At 55.8% G+C, this 16,671-nt stretch carries 13 protein-coding genes; 4 read left to right on the forward strand and 9 right to left on the reverse strand.

Features of this window, described 5'->3' with window-relative positions:
- Positions 1 to 121 precede the first annotated feature (121 nt).
- The 7 genes from era to rpoZ all read right to left on the reverse strand — a co-directional run bounded on the left by era (position 122) and on the right by rpoZ (position 6,689).
- The gene (era, locus tag BIND_RS12340) at positions 122 to 1,072 is read right to left on the reverse strand and encodes a GTPase Era (RefSeq protein WP_012385402.1); all 951 of its coding nucleotides are present in this window, start codon (positions 1,070 to 1,072) and stop codon (positions 122 to 124) included.
- Entirely contained in the window at positions 1,069 to 1,776 is a 708-nt protein-coding gene (gene rnc, locus BIND_RS12345) for a ribonuclease III (protein ID WP_012385403.1), read from the reverse strand. Before rnc ends, era begins: the two co-directional genes overlap by 4 nt.
- The gene (lepB, locus tag BIND_RS12350) at positions 1,777 to 2,583 is read right to left on the reverse strand and encodes a signal peptidase I (protein WP_012385404.1); all 807 of its coding nucleotides are present in this window, start codon (positions 2,581 to 2,583) and stop codon (positions 1,777 to 1,779) included.
- 180 nt (positions 2,584 to 2,763) lie between these two features.
- A complete protein-coding gene (gene acpS, locus BIND_RS12355; protein ID WP_012385405.1) occupies positions 2,764 to 3,186 on the reverse strand; it encodes a holo-ACP synthase in 423 nt (140 codons plus the stop codon).
- A gap of 5 nt (positions 3,187 to 3,191) precedes the next feature.
- The gene (locus BIND_RS12360) at positions 3,192 to 3,974 is read right to left on the reverse strand and encodes a pyridoxine 5'-phosphate synthase (RefSeq protein WP_012385406.1); all 783 of its coding nucleotides are present in this window, start codon (positions 3,972 to 3,974) and stop codon (positions 3,192 to 3,194) included.
- Positions 3,974 to 6,187 (reverse strand): RelA/SpoT family protein, encoded by a 2,214-nt coding sequence (locus BIND_RS12365; RefSeq protein ID WP_012385407.1) that lies wholly within the window; start codon positions 6,185 to 6,187, stop codon positions 3,974 to 3,976. The genes BIND_RS12360 and BIND_RS12365 overlap by 1 nt, the downstream gene beginning before the upstream one ends.
- A gap of 106 nt (positions 6,188 to 6,293) precedes the next feature.
- Positions 6,294 to 6,689, reverse strand: coding sequence for a DNA-directed RNA polymerase subunit omega (rpoZ, locus tag BIND_RS12370; protein WP_012385408.1), 396 nt, complete (start codon positions 6,687 to 6,689; stop codon positions 6,294 to 6,296).
- Positions 6,690 to 7,358: 669 nt separating this feature from the next.
- Here rpoZ and BIND_RS12375 point away from each other — a divergent pair.
- On the forward strand, positions 7,359 to 7,970 hold the full coding sequence (locus BIND_RS12375; protein ID WP_012385409.1) for a LabA-like NYN domain-containing protein: 612 nt from the start codon (positions 7,359 to 7,361) through the stop codon (positions 7,968 to 7,970).
- 83 nt (positions 7,971 to 8,053) lie between these two features.
- Positions 8,054 to 8,740, forward strand: a complete 687-nt coding sequence (locus BIND_RS12380) for a uracil-DNA glycosylase (protein WP_041778785.1) — start codon at positions 8,054 to 8,056, stop codon at positions 8,738 to 8,740.
- A 32-nt stretch (positions 8,741 to 8,772) separates the two neighbouring features.
- Here BIND_RS12380 and BIND_RS12385 read toward each other — a convergent pair whose 3' ends face one another.
- Together BIND_RS12385 and BIND_RS12390 are read right to left on the reverse strand one after the other, a co-directional pair.
- Positions 8,773 to 11,964, reverse strand: a complete 3,192-nt coding sequence (locus tag BIND_RS12385) for an efflux RND transporter permease subunit (RefSeq protein WP_012385411.1) — start codon at positions 11,962 to 11,964, stop codon at positions 8,773 to 8,775.
- 4 nt (positions 11,965 to 11,968) lie between these two features.
- Positions 11,969 to 13,090: an efflux RND transporter periplasmic adaptor subunit gene (locus BIND_RS12390; RefSeq protein WP_012385412.1), complete on the reverse strand. Its 1,122-nt coding sequence runs from the start codon at positions 13,088 to 13,090 to the stop codon at positions 11,969 to 11,971.
- A gap of 728 nt (positions 13,091 to 13,818) precedes the next feature.
- On the opposite strand from BIND_RS12390, the gene BIND_RS12395 reads away from it, so the two are divergent.
- Complete coding sequence (locus tag BIND_RS12395; protein WP_012385413.1) at positions 13,819 to 14,295, forward strand: hypothetical protein; 477 nt, start codon at positions 13,819 to 13,821, stop codon at positions 14,293 to 14,295.
- A 120-nt stretch (positions 14,296 to 14,415) separates the two neighbouring features.
- Positions 14,416 to 16,656, forward strand: coding sequence for a DUF3141 domain-containing protein (locus tag BIND_RS12400; RefSeq protein ID WP_012385414.1), 2,241 nt, complete (start codon positions 14,416 to 14,418; stop codon positions 16,654 to 16,656).
- The last annotated feature ends 15 nt before the right edge of the window (positions 16,657 to 16,671 follow it).

Consider the following 16,671-nt stretch of genomic DNA (forward strand, 5'->3'; position numbering starts at 1 on the left):
CGGATCACTGCCGATCACTGATGGACGGCTTTTGAATTGTGCTGAACGCTTAAAAACGAATTGAGCATGAAATCAGGCGCAACCTTGGCTGCGCCTGATGTGTCTTGCATACCGTTGACGATTATTTCGAGCGCGTCCCGGATTTCGCCGTGCTCGATTTGGAGCCGTGAGGGAATTCGAGGCCCATTTCGCGATAGCGTTCGGGATCATCGGTCCAGTTCTCGCGCACCTTTACGAAGAGAAACAGATGCACGTTCTGTTCAGCCGCCTCGGCAATGTCCTTGCGCGCCGCCTGGCCGATCGCCTTGATTGTGCGCCCGCCTTCTCCGATGACGATTTTCTTATGCCCCTCGCGCATGACATAAATCGTCTGTTCGATCCGCGCTGATCCGTCCGGCAGATCCTTCCAAAGCACGGTTTCGACGGTCGATTGATAGGGCAATTCATCATGCAGGCGTTCGAAAATCTTCTCGCGCGTAATCTCGGCCGCAAGCATCCGCAAAGGAGCATCGGAAATCTGATCCTCGGGATAGAGCCAAGGCCCTTCCTTCATCATCTCGCCGAGCAGGTTTTTGAGCTTGTCGACTCCGTGGCCGCGCAAAGCCGAGATCATAAAAGTTTCGGAGAAATCAATGCGAGCATTGAGGTCGGCCGCCAAAGCGAGAAGACGCGGTGGCTCGATTGTATCAATCTTATTCAGAACCAATAATTTCTTGGCGCGGACTTGCGGCAACTTCGCCAAAATCGCCTCGACTTCCTCATCGATCCCCTTGCGGGCATCGACCAGCAAAGCCACGACATCGGCATCACCCGCCCCGCCCCAGGCTGAAGTCACCATGGCCTGGTCGAGCCGACGTTTCGGCGCGAAAATCCCTGGTGTATCAACGAAGATGATTTGGGAAGCGCCCTCGGTCGCAATGCCACGCACAAGGCAGCGCGTCGTCTGTACCTTGCGTGAGACGATCGAGATTTTGGCGCCGACAAGCCGGTTGATGAGAGTCGATTTCCCGGCATTGGGTGCACCGATCAAGGCAACGAAGCCGCAGCGGGTGATTGGTTCGGGCGTTGTCACGCGGCGCCCTTCTGTTTTTCCTGAATGCCCTCGCGCTCGATAAAATGCGCCGCCGCCGCCTGTTCGGCAAGCCGTTTGGACGGCCCTTTGGCCTGTGCATCCGCATAGCCTGGAATACAGACGGAAATGGTGAATTCCGGCGCGTGATCAGGACCACAACGGCAAATTTCACGGTAGAGCGGTGTCGGATGGCCACGCGATTGCGCCCATTCCTGCAACACCGTTTTCGCATCGCGTAGAGGCCGGCGCGGCGAACGCATCCTGGCGTCGAAGGCTTTGACGATGACCTGTTGCGCGACCGTATAGCCGGCATCGAGAAACACCGCGCCTATGATCGATTCACAGACATCGCCAAGAATGGCCTTTTTGGTCGTCCCGATCTGGCGTTCGCTTTCACCGAGGCGCACGAAAGGCCCAACTCCCCATTCAAGCGCAACCTCGGCACAGCTTTCCTTGCGGACAAGGTCGGCGAGACGGCGCGACAACTCCCCCTCTTCCGCCTCAGGGAAAGTCGCATAAAGCATTTCCGCGATGACCAGGCCGAGCACGCGGTCACCCAGAAATTCGAGCCTTTGATAGGTTTCGCGCCGCGCGCCAACGGTGACGCTGACATGGGTCAGGGCCGTGGTGAGCAAATCCGCCTCCACGAACCGGTGACCGATGCGCGTCTCGAGCGGCTCCAGATCTTGCTTGAATCTCGACATTTATTTCACGGACTGGAACATCCGGCTCCACCGCACCGTCCAGGGCCATTTCCAGAACGCCCAGCCGGGCGTGTCTTTATCGAGGGAGAAGAAGATGATTTCAGCGCGGCCGACAAGATTATCGAAGGGCACATAACCAACGCCCTTGTCTTCTGGCGACACACGGCTATCGGTCGAATTGTCGCGGTTATCGCCCATCATGAAATAATGATCCGGCGGCACGTTAAAGACCTGTGTATTGTCGTTGAAACCCTTATCGCCCTGGATTTCGATGATCGTATGGGTGACGCCGCCAGGCAAGGTCTCCTTGTAGGTCGGCACATCCGTCATATGACCGTAGAAATCCTCGGTATGAGTGGGCGCTATTGGCTCGCGCGGCACCAGTTCGTCATTGATATAGAGACGTCCGTCCCGCATCTGGATGCGATCACCCGGCAAACCAATGACACGCTTGATATAATCCGTCTGACCGTCGGACGGCAGTTTGAAGACGACGACATCGCCGCGCTTGGGCGGCGTCCCAAACACACGGCCCTGCAACAAAGGAGGGCTGAAAGGGAGTGAATGATTCGAATAGCCGTAGGCATATTTCGAGACGAACAGATAATCGCCGATCAGCAAGGTCGGAATCATTGACCCTGACGGAATATTGAAGGGCTGAAACAACAGGGTGCGAACCACCAAGGCGATCAGCAAAGCCTGGACGACGACCTTGACCGTCTCGGCAATCCCACTGGTTTGCTTTGTGGCCTTCGTCTCGATGCTCTTGTCCAAGCTTTTTCCTTCCAACCGCGTCGGCTCCGTCATCATCATCCTTCCCGGCTCTTCCGCCCTGGTCTTACAGCCGCTCTTACCATGTGAAAGCGCCAGGGTACAGAACCCGCCTGTTTCCTCGTCTGTATAAATGCAATGGGAATCAAAATCAGGAACGTCTTGGGTCGCTTTCTTGGGCCGCCACACGGCCTATGATGAAAGATGAAAAATGTTTTATGTCATGGGCCGGAAGGACGCCTCGCTCGCCACCGCCTCGATGATGACCTGTGCTTGCGCGAGAGGAAATTCATCGGTGAGAGTCAGATGGATGATCGCCGTCAGACCCGGCGGCGTCAAAAGAGCGAGGCGCTCAGCGGCTCCCCCCGTCAAGGCCAAGGTCGGCTTGCCGGAGGGCAGATTGACCACCCCCATGTCACGCCAAAAAACCCCTTGTGTCAGCCCAGTGCCGAGCGCCTTGGCGCAAGCTTCCTTGGCCGCGAAACGCTTGGCATAGGACGCCGCACGCGAGGGCCTGCCCTCCGACTTTCGGCGCTCGATATCCGTGAAGCAGCGCGCAATGAACCGTTCGCCGAACCGGGCGAGTGATTCCTCGATCCGGCGGATATCGCAGAGATCATTGCCGAAGCCGATAATCATAGGCGTCAGTTCAATCGCAGGGATTGGCTTTCGACATATGTCGCGCGGCCCGCGTCCATCGCCTTTCGCATCTGTCTGATCGCCTCGGGCAAGCCAATGAACACAGCTTCCCCAATCAAGAAATGGCCGATGTTCAGTTCAACGATTTCCGGCAAGGCGGAGAGAATGCGTGCCGTCTCGAAATCAAGTCCATGGCCGGCATGGCATTCAAGACCCGCCCTCGCCGCCCGTTGTGCCGCAAGACGCAGCCGCTCGAATTCCCGGGCGGCCTTCTCTCTTTCACCCTCCTCGACTGCATGGCACCAGGCACCCGTATGCAATTCGACCACCGGCGCGCCAATGTCCACGGCGGCGTCGATGGCCTCGAAAGAGGGTTCGATGAACAGGGATACACGAATGCCCGCCCTGCCGAGTTCCGCAACAAAAGGCTTGAGCGTGGCAAGACCGCCCAGCACATCGAGCCCGCCTTCGGTCGTGCGCTCGGTCCGCCGCTCCGGCACCAGGCAAGCCGCATGCGGTTTGATCTTCAAAGCGATGTCGAGCATCTGCTCGGTCGCCGCCATTTCGAAATTCAAGGGCTTGTTGATCGCCGCCTTGAGGCGAATCATGTCGCCATCCTGAATATGCCGCCGGTCTTCACGCAAATGGGCGGTAATGCCATCCGCGCCCGCTTCGATCGCCAGCAAGGCGGCGCGCACGGGGTCAGGCCGCGCTCCACCCCGCGCATTGCGCAAGGTCGCGACATGATCAATATTCACTCCAAGACGCAACGCTTTCCCAGCAGACATCAGCCGTTCACCCTTTCCACCTGATGCACCACGGGCCGCGCACGCAATTGTTGCATGATGGCGTTAAGATGCTTCAAGTCGTTGACTTCAACATCAATGATGATTTCCCGGAAATCCGTTGAAATCGCCTTCATGACGACATTGTCGATATTGGCGCCCGCTTCACCGATCACGGTCGCTATGGTCCCCAGCGTGCCCGGCTCGTTGATGGCTGTCACCTTGATCTCGGCCGGAAAGAATTCCTGCCGGCCTTCCTCGATATCCCAACGCACATCGAGCCAGCGTTCAGGCTGTTCGTCGAAGGCAGTCAGGTCCGGCGCCTGGATCGGGTAGATCGTGATCCCCTCCCCCGGCGTCAAGATACCGACGATCCGATCGCCCGGCACGGCACCGCCATGCGGGGCGAAACGCACCGGCAGATCGCCTTGCAGGCCACGGATCGGGATTGATTTGCGATCACTTTCCCCTTCCGGCCCTGGCACCTTGAAGACGAGCCCCGATGCTTTCTTGATCCCGAACCAGCCGGGCTCGCCGCGCTGACGCGTGGACGTCGCCGCCGGCTTGCGCTCATCCACGAATTCCGGATGGACCGCCTTCACAACATCGCCTGAAAACATTTCTCCGCGTCCGACGGCGGCTAGCACGTCATCCACGCTCGCCCGCGCCAGACGCGGCAAGGCGCTTTTCAGTTTCTCCTCACTGAACGGCTTGCCTGCGCGTTCGAAGGCCCGCGCCACGATCTGCCGACCGAGCCCCGCATATTGCGCACGCACCGCGCCGCGCGTGGCGCGCCGGATGGCCGAGCGCGCCTTGCCGGTCATCACCAGGCTTTCCCATACGGCGGGCGGCACCTGCCCCTCGGCGCAAGCGATCTCAACTTCATCGCCGTTTTGCAATTCCGAAAGCAAGGGCGCGTGGCGACCGTTGATCTTGGCGCCCACCGCCGTATTACCGAGATCGGTATGCACGGCATAAGCGAAATCGATGGGTGTCGCACCACGCGGCAGAGCGATCAACCGGCCCGCCGGCGTGAAACAGAACACCTGATCATGGAACAATTCGAGCTTGGTATGTTCGAGAAATTCCTCGGGCGTATCGCCTTCGGCCAGAAGCGCGATGGTGCGGCGCAACCATTGATAGGCGCGGCTCTCACTGGACAGACCGCCGCGGTCGGCACGCAGCCCTTCCTTGTACAAAGCATGAGCGGCAATGCCATTGCGGGCGATCTCATGCATCAATTCCGTGCGAACCTGCAATTCCGCCCGTTGTCGTCCAGGTCCGACCACAGTTGTATGGATCGACTGGTAATCATTCGGCTTCGGCGTGGAAATATAATCCTTGAAACGCCCTGGAACGACCGCCCATTTGGTATGGACGACGCCGATGACGCGGTAGCAATCCTCAATGTTCGGGACGATGACGCGAAAGCCGAAAATATCCGATAATTGCTCGAAGGAGATGGATTTGCGCTCCATCTTGCGCCACACCGAATAGGGCTGTTTCTGTCGTCCTTCCACCTTGGCGGCAATGCCACGCGCGGTCAGTTCACGCGTCAATTCTTCCTCGATCGTGGCGATGATCCGACCGTTCTTCTGGCGCAGATCCTCGAGCCGCGCCGCGATCATCGCATAGGCCTCGGGCATCAGATGCTTGAAGGCGAGATTTTCCAATTCGTCGCGCATATGCTGCATGCCCATGCGGCCGGCGAGCGGCGCATAGATATCCAGCGTTTCCTGCGCGACGCGGGCGCGTTTTTCGAGCGGCACGAAATGAAGCGTGCGCATATTATGCAGACGGTCGGCGAGCTTGACGAGAAGCACGCGAACGTCTTCCGCTATCGCCAAAAGGAGCTTGCGGAAATTTTCCGCCTGCGCGGCTCGTTTGGAGACGAGATCGAGTTTCTTGAGCTTGGTCAGACCATCGACTAGCTTGCCGATCGCCGGACCGAACAGACGATCGATTTCCTCGCGCGTCGAATCCGTATCCTCGATCGTATCATGCAAGACCGCAGCGATGATGGTCGCATCATCGAGCTTCATGTCGGTCAGGATCGCGGCGACCTCAAGCGGATGCGAAAAATAGGGATCGCCCGAAGCACGTTTCTGCAAGCCATGTGCTTGCATGGCATAGACATAAGCCCGATTGAGCGCCGCCTCGTCCGCATGCGGATTATAGCTGCGCACACGATCGACAAGCTCGTATTGCCGCATCATGTTCGGACAAGACCGCCTTTTCGCACTGTCCTCTTGGCTGGCATCCTCGCATCAGGCTCCCGGCCCGAAGCGTTAGGAATAATACGCCAACCGCAAGGATCGAAGATTATTCCCCATCATCGTCCGTGGCGGCCGGCGGCACCAGGCCCTCAAGGCCGCGCAAAAGGTCTTCTTCAGTCATGCGATCGAACTGAACATCGCCCATGGCGTCGGATTGCGCTGCATCGGGCGCTGAAGAGAGCGCCGGCACGGCTTCGGCCTCGGGCTCATCGACCTCGACATGTTTCTGCAAGGATTGGATGAAATCCTCCTTGAGATCTTCCGGCGTCAGTGTCTCATCGGCGATTTCCCGCAGCGCAACAACCGGGTTTTTGTCATTGTCACGTTCGACCGTGATCGGCGTGCCGGAAGCAATGAGGCGGGCACGATGGCTGGCGAGCAGGACGAGTTCGAAGCGGTTCTCGACCTTGTCGATGCAATCTTCAACGGTGACGCGGGCCATGCTGCGCACTCTCCTGATGGACAAGCTTGCTTTTTCAACAAAAGCTTGAGACGAACTTGGGAAGTAGTATCCCTTACACGCGCGGATCACGGCTTGGCAAGCAAAACTCGCCCAAACCTCATCAAACGAACGGCAACAAGTCAGCTTTGAACTTTTCCCATTCGACGAACGGCCAAGACTGTTAAATCGCTTCCTGTTTTGCGCTGAATGCCTTAAATTCAGCGCAAATGTAGATTATTCATTTTAACGTGCAAAAGTTGGTTTCCCCTTTAGCGAGAGACGAATGGGTGCCTCTCGAACCAAGACTATCGCTTCTATCGGCTCTCGGCGATTCTCAGGGATATATTCGGATAAGAAGGTCCGATAAGAGGGAGCAACGGGACCCATGCGAACATGGGGCGGAACTCTTCGTTCCTCTTTCCACATCCCGTTTTTTCCGGCCATTTTTTCCGACATATCTTTTGAGAATGAACATTTTTTTAGATGGCTTGACCAGAGCAGATAGATCAGCACATAGTTAAACAGTTCGTAAGAACCAATGGCTTAAGGGACACGAAAGGCAAACTGAGCAAACCTTAGGAAACAACGTTCGTTCAGGCACCTTACATCCTCGCGCTAAAGTTGAAATTATCAATTATTAGTATTTTCAAAAAACAACGAGATAAGTTTATGTCCCATCCAGAACGAATTGCGCTCTTCATTGACGGCGCAAATCTTTACGCAACAGCCAAGTCACTGGGCTTTGATATTGATTATAAAAGATTATTGAAAGAATTTCAAAGCAAAGGCAAATTGATTAGGGCATTTTATTATACAGCCCTCGTCGAAGATCAAGAGTATTCTTCCATACGCCCCTTGATCGACTGGCTAGACTATAACGGTTATTCCGTGGTTACGAAACCGACCAAGGAATTCGTGGATTCGCTCGGACGCCGCAAGGTCAAGGGCAATATGGATATCGAGCTTGCGGTCGATGCCATGGAAATGGCCGAGCATCTCGATCATATCGTCTTGTTCTCCGGCGATGGTGATTTCCGTTCCCTCGTCGAGGCGGTGCAACGCAAGGGCGTGCGGGTCTCCGTCGTGTCCACCAATACAACCCAACCGGCGATGGTGGCCGATGAATTGCGCCGGCAAGCCGATGAATTCATCGATCTGATTCATCTCGCCTCGAAAATAGGACGCGAGCAGAACGAGCGTATGGATCGTGGCTCACCCAAAGTTGCTGAACGGCGCACGGCCCCCGCGGGCGGCTTCGATCACGACATGCCGGACACTTGAGCGGCCGACACCCGATTTCGTCGATGAGCGGCTCCTAACGCCTTGCTCGTTAAGACCCATTGCGCGCCGGCGCCGCCCTGCCTCTGTTTTACGGATTCTTCCGTTCGTTTCGTGCCAGCGACCTCTTGTTTCCCGAACCCTCTTCAAACTGCCCCCAATGTCCCCGTCTCTCTGATCTGCGCCACATGCTGCGACAGAGTGAACCGGGCTGGCATAATGCGCCGGTTCCAACATTCGGGGACCCTCTCGGCCGCCTCCTGATTGTCGGTCTCGCACCGGGTGTGCGCGGCGCGAACAGGACCGGGCGTCCCTTCACCGGCGATTACGCCGGCGATCTCCTTTATGAGACGCTCGGACGTTTCGGTTTCACACAAGGAACCTATGCCGCGCAGGCGCAAGACGGCTTGGCCCTCGCAGAATGCGCCATCACCAATGCCGTGCGCTGTGTGCCACCGCAAAACAAGCCGACCCCCGACGAGATCAATCAATGCCGCCCGTTTCTCGCGCAAACGCTCAGCGCCATGCCGCGCCTCACGGCCCTCGTCGCGCTCGGACGTATTGCGCATGAGTCCGTTCTCCGCGCTCTAGGACTGAAGCTGAAGGATTTTCCCTTTGCCCATGGAGCATGGCATCGGCTCCCGGATCGCAACCTCAGCCTTTTCGACAGTTATCATTGTTCCCGCTACAATACGAATACGGGCAAATTGACACCGGATATGTTTCACACCGTCTTCGAGAATGTACGCGGAAGCTTGGACGCTGCTGCATAGAGTGCATCCAAGCTTGCCGCTATGGTCGCGATTTAGCGCCTCTCCGTAGCCACAGTATCAGGCTTGCCAACCACGCCTTCCGGGAAATGTTCAACCGGCTTCTCCTTCGAACGCGAGGGTGATTTCAACCGTTCGCGCAAGCCTTGGAACAGGACGTAGAGAGGCGGGATGACGAAAATGCCGATGAAGGACGCGCCGATCATACCGCTGAACACCGCCGTCGAAACATTACGGCGCGCAAGCATGGCCGCCCCGACGCCGAAAACCAAGGGGGCGAGCCCCAGGATGAAAGCGAAGGACGTCATCATCACAGGCCGGAAACGCAGCCGTGCGCCTTCCGTCGCGGCTTCCAGCAAAGGCACGCCATGCTCACGCCGCTCCTTGGCGAATTCGACGATAAGAATGCCATTCTTCGCGGCAAGCCCGATCAGAACGATCATGCCGATCTGAGCATAGAGATCGAGAGTGACGCCGGCCAAGACCATGCCGACGAAGGCCGCGACAAGCCCGATCGTGACCGAGAGAAGCACGGAGATAGGAATGCTCCAGCTCTCGTAGAGAGCGACAAGGAAAAGATAAGCAAAGAGGACAGCAAAAGCGAGAATGATTGGTGTCTTGCCCTCGGCGCGTTTCTCCTGGAAGGAAATATCAGTCCATTCGCCGCGATAACCCGTAGGCAGGACATTGGCGGCGACCCTCTCCATCGCGGCAAGCGCCTGGCCTGATGAGATACGCGGCGCCGGGCTGCCTTGGACCGTAACTGCAAGGCGATTGTTATAGCGGATGAGCGCCTGAGGCCCGACCACGACGTGCACCTCGACGAGACTGCGCAAGGGGACCATCTTGCCTTGAGCATTGCGCACATTGATGCGGTTGATATCATCGACGGACGCACGATCTTCCGCTTCCGCCTGAACCTGGACCTGCCATGTCCGTCCGAAAAGGTTCATGTCATTGACATAGAAGCCGCCGAGCGAAGCCTGAAGCGCCTGGAAAATGTCGCTGATTTCAATGCCGAGAATCTGCGCTTTATCGCGATCTATATCGAGATAGACGGATGGGTTCGTGGCTGAAAATGTGCTGAAAACCCTCGACAATTGTGGATCTTGATTAGCCGCGACCAAAAGCCCGCGCAGCACTTGCGCCAATGACTTCGGATTGTTGCCCGCAAGATCGCGCAGCACATAGCTGAAACCGCCGCCAGTGCCGAGGCCGATAATGGGCGGCGGACTGAGCGGAATCGCTCGGCCACCACGAACCAGCGCCAGTTTTTCACCGAGCCGACGAATGATCGCTGGGGCTCCGTCTTCTTCGCCCTTGCGTTCTTCGAAGGGCTTCAATGTCACGATTACGAAAGCCGCATTGGGTTGAGAGTAATTATCGATAAAGTTCAGACCGACGACCGATGAATAATCGGCAATCGTGTGCTCTTCCTTGAGGATGGTTTCAACCTGGCGAACGACATCCGTCGAGCGGGTGATCGAAGCCCCGTCGGGAAGCTGAACCACAACGAAGAAAGCGCCTTGATCTTCCTCGGGGACGAAACCGGTCGGGGTAATCTTGCTGAGGGTATAGATGCCGAAAAATGACGCCGCGACCACCGCGAGGCTGAGGATGGAAAAGCGGACAAGCCGAGCCACGACATTGCCATAACGGTCACGCACCCAGTCAATGGAGCGCATCAACACGCCAATGGGGCCCCGGCGAGGGCCATGATGGGGCCGTAGCAGAAGCGCGCAAAGCGCGGGCGAAAGCGTCAGCGCATTGATGGCCGACAGCACCATGGATACAGCCACCGTCACGGCGAATTGCCGGAACAGAACGCCGGAAATACCCGGGATGAAGGCGACCGGGACAAAGACCGAGAGCAACACCAGCGTGATGGCGATGATCGGCGCGGTAATGCCCGCCATGGCCTGAATGGTAGCCTGAGCGGGTGTAAGTTCGGGATGTTCCTCCATCACCGCTTCGACCGCCTCGACGACGACGATCGCATCATCGACCACAATGCCGATGGCCAGGACCATGGCCAGCAGCGAAACCGTATTGGCGGAATAGCCGATCGCATTCAGCACGATAAACGTGCCGATCAAACTGACCGGCACAGCAATGGTCGGGATCAGCGTCGCTCGCAAATTGCCGAGGAACAGGAACACGACCAGCACGACAAGCACAAACGCCTCGAACAAGGTGTGGATCACCACCTCGATTGTCGCGGAGACGAAAGTGGTCGGATCATAAGTGACTTTCCAGGCGAGATCCTCGGGAAAATCCTTCGCGGCATTTTCCAGGCGTTTCTTGACGGCATCGAGCGTCTTGAGGGCATTCGCACCCGGTGATTGATAGATGCTGATCAAAGTGGCAGGTCCGCCATTGAGGCGGGTGGACCGATCAAGATTGGCCGCGCCGAGTTCCAATCGCGCGACGTCCTCGAGCCGCAAGATCGAGCCGTCTGGGTTCGTCCGAATGACGATCTTCTTGAATTCGTCAATCGAGGTCAGACGACCTTTGGTCTGAATATTGAGCTGCAATTGCTGGTCATTGGAAATCGGCCGCGCTCCGATTCGGCCAACCGCCGCCTGAACGTTCTGCGTGTTGATCGCATTGATGACATCGCCTGTCGTCAAGCCGAGACCTGTCAGCCGATCGGTGTTCACCCAGGCTCGGACAGAGTAATCTTGGGCAGCGAATAAAAACGCATCGCCAACACCAGGCGTGCTTTTAATATCATCCAAAAGGTTGATCGTGGCATAATTCGAAATAAACAGCTCGTCATGTGTCTCTTTGGGAGAATAAAGCGCGATCACGCCAAGCAAAGCGGAAGACTGCTTCTTGACATTAACACCTTGCCGCTTCACATCTTCAGGGAGCTTCGACAGAGCGACTTGGACACGATTGTTGACATTGACAGTATTGATATCAGGATCGGTGCCGAGTTCGAACGAAACGATCAATGAATAGCTGCCATCATCGCCGCTCACGCTCTTCATATAGATCATCTTATCAACGCCGATGACCTGACTCTCGATCGGCTGGGCAACAGTCGATTCGACCACGGCGGCCGATCCGCCTGGATAGGTCGTCTTCACGGAGACCTGCGGCGGGACGATGTCCGGATATTGGGCGATGGGGATGACAAAAAGCGAGACAAGGCCGGCAATAACAGTAACGATCGCGATAACGGTCGCGAGACGAGGACGCTGAACGAAAACCTCTGAGATCATGGGTTCAGCTCCTGTCGGTGACCGGCGCGACCGGGCTGGCTGTCACGGCCCCGCCGGGACGCACCCGTTCAATCCCCTGGACGATAATTTGCTCGCCGCCCGTGAGGCCGTTATCGACGATCACATCGGATCCAATCTCACCGCCAAGTTTCAGGCGACGGATCACGGCCTTGCCATCTTCAACGACAAAGACGTAGGCGCCTTGTTGGTCGGCAAGCAGCGCGGTTTGCGGAACCGTGATTCTTTCTTGCGGCTTATCGCCTTCCACCATGACCCGCACCAACTGGCCATCGATGAGCGTCCCGCCGGGATTGGGCACACTCGCCCGCACGGTGACGGTATCGGTTGATTTGTCGACGGTCACATCGACGAAATTGACCCGACCACTCTGTTCATAGGCCGAGCCATCGGAAAAACGAAGGCCGACCTTGAGCACGCCGCCCGCGGCCCTGCGTTCTTCATCCTTGAGGCGAAGAAATTCACGCTGACTGACTGGAAAGACCACATAGGTTGGATCCAGACTGACGATTGTTGTCAATATCCCGCTGTTAGGTCCAACGACATTGCCTTTCGTCACATTAGTACGGCCGATAACGCCCGCGATGGGAGAGGTAATATTCGTATAGCCAAGATTAATCTCGGCGGATTCCAACTGAGCTTTTGTCATCGTGACATCGCCGAGCGCAGTTTGCTCTTCCGCGATCCTTTGATCGCGCACAGTGGCGGTACCAGCCTGCCTCGCCAGCAATTCCTCCGCACGAGCACGCTGGAGCGAGGCATTCGCCAAAATGCCTTTTGTCTTGGTCAAAGCACCCTGAGCCTGCTGGACCGCGGCGTCGAAAGGCTCTTTCTCGATCCGAAACAAGGGTGTGCCTTCCACAACCTTGTCGCCTTCCTTGAACAAGACCGCCTTTAGGTAACCGGTGACGCGAGCGCGGACTTCCACTTTGTTGACAGCCTCAATACGGCCGACAAACTCCAAAGCCTTGGTCACGGGCTGCTTGGAAACGAGAGTTGTGCCGACGATGGTTGGCGCCGAAGACTGTGCAATGATTTGCTCTGTCGCGTGAGCCTGAACGGCACAATGAAGACAGAGGAAACACCCCAGGATAACAGGAAGACGCATCGAATTGATCCCCGTTGGGCCGCATGAATCCGCTTCTCCGGCGGTCGGCGCACCACAATTTTGGACACCAAACAACATCCTATAATGACAAGTATAATACCGATCTTGGGTTTGTGTACTTTAAAACAACAATAAGCTACGTTTATGCTCGTTTTCGCCGTGCCCATGATCATTGGGCTATCTTATGCGTGAGCGAACGATACATCCTCGGCAAATTCGATGGCGGCCAGGCAGAAAGAGAAACCCTGGCAGAGTTTAAAGTTTCCCACACATTCCACCCGCACAAAAAACGCACGGCAAGCGTGACTATAAAGGCCGGAACCGTGTCTTGATCCATACGTTGTGTTCGGGTGGCCTGCATGCAAACGAGTTTCAGCTTAAACGTCACGGTGACACAGGAAACCACATTATACAATGCTCTTATGCGGCGCGTCGGAGGTTTCATTCTCAAAAGTTACAACCGCCTATAGCGAATGAAAAACAACACACAACAATAACAAATAGTTATAAAAAATATGACTATAGGCAAATTCTCTATTCATGCGGTTACGTTTGTGCTTCAGATTGCGGCCCCTTCGATTTATGCGCGTTAAAAGGCCGTTGATGAGTTTTTATGACAATGATTCGCACTGGATCAGTGTCCCCATGACGAGATCCCCACAAGTTCGAACACAAAGACATAAGATGGTGGTGGCTCGCAGAACGGAATTATTCGAGGGAGTGAAAATATGACGACACATGTCGATGAATTGTTGCCTACCGCGAAGGATTTCATGAAGAAAGTCGCGGCGGTCGAGGCAGAAGAGGCTGCCAAGCAAGAATTAGCCCAGGCTAAAGCTGCAGCTGAAAAACAAGCATTGATCGACCATTTGTCGAAACCTTCTGGCATTTCAGATGATGAAGCCATTCGACGCGCTATAGCGATCATCAACGGTGCCGTCAGCAATCGCTTGACCGAAGTACAAGTTTATCGCTTTCCAAACGAACTCTGCACGGATCGCGGGCGCGCCATTAATCAGGCTGAACCCGGCTGGGAAAAGACCTTAACCGGCATACCCAAAGAAATCTTTCAATTATGGGACAAGTATTTCCGTGAACGCGGCTACAAACTCAGGGTCGAGATCATCGACTATCCTCACGGCATGCCCGGGGATGTCGGCATGACGTTAATGTGGAACGATGTGGATATGAATTTGTCGAACTGACCCTCTCTGACACAAAATATAATTGAGATCAGCATGTTCGAGAAAATTGCTCGTGCAGGGTAAGCACCCATAGACCCATGGATAGATCGGCTGGCCAACGTACAAATAGGAGCTGGATCAATGTCATCCACTCAAGAGCAGTCACCACCAATTTCCCCGTTGGCGCTCATCGGTCTATTTGCTCCTGCCATGGGATATTTTGTCGATGCAGCGCAGCGCGGCATCTTGTTTTTGGACGTCCTGCGTCAGCGCGGCAATCAATATCATGAGCATATAGCCAAGACTGCTCCCCATGTTCTCAGCTATCAGGCAGAGCTCGTCATTGATGGCCGACAGCTTGTTCCACCCGTCAATTATGCTCTTGCTCGGGTCATCCCGCCCCCCAATGTCGAGCTCGATCCGACACGAAGACCCTTCGTCGTCATCGACCCCCGTGCCGGGCATGGTCCCGGCATTGGTGGTTTCAAGGCCGACAGTGAAATTGGCGTGGCCTTCAAGGCCGGACACCCCTGCTATTTTATCGGCTTTTTGCCGGACCCCGTCCCAGGCCAAACGATAGAAGACATCACTCAGGCGGAAGCCATCTTCCTTAAGAAAGTCATCGACCTCCATCCAGAGGCAGATGGCAAGCCTTGCGTGATTGGAAATTGCCAAGCCGGCTGGGCGGTGATGATGCTGGCCGCGCTCTACCCTGAGCTGTTTGGCCCCATCATCGTCGCCGGCTCACCGCTTTCCTATTGGGCAGGTGTGCGAGGCCGCAATCCCATGCGCTATAGTGGCGGGCTCCTGGGTGGCAGTTGGTTGACTGCCCTGACCAGCGATCTCGGCAACGGAAAATTCGATGGTGCCTGGCTCGTGCAGAATTTCGAGAACCAGAATCCCGCGAATACGCTTTGGACAAAGCAATATAATCTTTACTCGAAGATCGATACCGAGCCCGAGCGATACCTGGACTTCGAACGGTGGTGGGGTGGCCACGTCAATCTGAATGCGCAAGAGATCCAATTTATCGTGGACGAATTGTTTATCGGCAATAATCTGGCGGCGGGACGGATTCAAACCTCAGACGGCACCGCCATCGATCTTCGTAATATCCGCACGCCTATCGTCGTATTTTGTTCGAAGGGCGACAATATTACGCCGCCACAGCAAGCGCTGGGATGGATTCTTGATCTCTATCAAAATGTTGACGAAATACGCTCATATGGCCAGACGATCGTCTATACTATTCATGAGACCATTGGTCATTTGGGCATTTTTGTTTCAGGGGGCGTGGCGAAAAAAGAGCATGGGGAATTCTCAAGCAATATCGATCTGATCGATGTTCTGCCCCCCGGGCTCTATGAGGCAGTGTTTCAAGCCAAAACCGAGCAGGACGCAAATCTCGATCTCGTTTCCGGCGAATGGTTGATGCGGTGCGAGACGCGAACTCTCGACGATATTCGCGCTCTTGGCGGCAATAACGCAGCCGATGAGCGCCGCTTTGAAGCCGCGGCTCGGGTTTCCGATGTCAATCTTGCCCTCTACCGTACGTTTGCACAGCCAATCATCCGCACTTTTGTGAATTCATCCATGTCTGAATGGATGAAGAAAGAACATCCATTACGATTGCAATATGAGATTTTTTCCGATGCTAATCCGATGATGGCCTGGATCCCTGGCCTCGCCAAGCAAGTTCGAGAGAACCGAAAGCCGGTGGCCAAAGACAATCCTTTGATCTCCCTGCAGGAAATGGCATCCAACCAGATCGTTAATGCCCTCGATGCGTGGCGCGATACATGCGAGACTTTTGCTGAACAATGGTTCTTGACAATCTATGGCTCACCGATGCTTCAAGCGGCCCTCGGAATCGACCAGGAGCCGCGTCCTTGGCGAAAAGCACCAAAGAGTCAATTGCATCGTGAACTTCTGCAGGAACGGATCATTGAGCTTAAGTCCCATATTCCTTTGGGCGGGTTGCAGGCAGCTACGATCCGCGGGCTCCTTTATGTGGGCATGGCACGAATCTCAGTCGACGAACGCAGCTTTGAGATGGTGCGCCGCATTCGCAAAGCTTATGGTAATGTCTCTTTGGCGGCCTTCAAGACTCTCGTGCGCGAGCAATTCTATCTCCTGTTGATTGACCCGGAAACTGCGCTCGCGGCTATTCCGTCCATGCTCCCAGCCGAAAGTGAAACGCGACGTGAGGCCTTTGGACTCATCAAACAAGTCCTGAGTGCACCCGGTGAGCTTTCCCCTGAGGACAACAGGCGCCTCCAGCGCGTCGCTCAACTGTTTGATGTCGATGAAGGAACGGCCATGCCGCAAAATCTCACGGTTTTGCCGTCGGCCCGAAAGGAACTTCAGACGAGAACATCGTGACAAAGCCGCGCAAGG

Origin of the sequence: Beijerinckia indica subsp. indica ATCC 9039 (assembly GCF_000019845.1) — a bacterium.
In the GTDB taxonomy this organism is placed as follows: domain Bacteria; phylum Pseudomonadota; class Alphaproteobacteria; order Rhizobiales; family Beijerinckiaceae; genus Beijerinckia; species Beijerinckia indica.

Coding starts and splice junctions, on each gene's coding strand:
- rnc (WP_012385403.1), bottom strand. CDS start 1,776: ATGTCGAGATTCAAGCAAGATCTGGAGCCGCTCGAGACGCGCATCGGT.
- lepB (WP_012385404.1), bottom strand. CDS start 2,583: ATGACGGAGCCGACGCGGTTGGAAGGAAAAAGCTTGGACAAGAGCATC.
- acpS (WP_012385405.1), bottom strand. CDS start 3,186: ATGATTATCGGCTTCGGCAATGATCTCTGCGATATCCGCCGGATCGAG.
- BIND_RS12360 (WP_012385406.1), bottom strand. CDS start 3,974: ATGTCTGCTGGGAAAGCGTTGCGTCTTGGAGTGAATATTGATCATGTC.
- BIND_RS12365 (WP_012385407.1), bottom strand. CDS start 6,187: ATGATGCGGCAATACGAGCTTGTCGATCGTGTGCGCAGCTATAATCCG.
- rpoZ (WP_012385408.1), bottom strand. CDS start 6,689: ATGGCCCGCGTCACCGTTGAAGATTGCATCGACAAGGTCGAGAACCGC.
- BIND_RS12375 (WP_012385409.1), top strand. CDS start 7,359: ATGTCCCATCCAGAACGAATTGCGCTCTTCATTGACGGCGCAAATCTT.
- BIND_RS12385 (WP_012385411.1), bottom strand. CDS start 11,964: ATGATCTCAGAGGTTTTCGTTCAGCGTCCTCGTCTCGCGACCGTTATC.
- BIND_RS12390 (WP_012385412.1), bottom strand. CDS start 13,090: ATGCGTCTTCCTGTTATCCTGGGGTGTTTCCTCTGTCTTCATTGTGCC.
- BIND_RS12395 (WP_012385413.1), top strand. CDS start 13,819: ATGACGACACATGTCGATGAATTGTTGCCTACCGCGAAGGATTTCATG.
- BIND_RS12400 (WP_012385414.1), top strand. CDS start 14,416: ATGTCATCCACTCAAGAGCAGTCACCACCAATTTCCCCGTTGGCGCTC.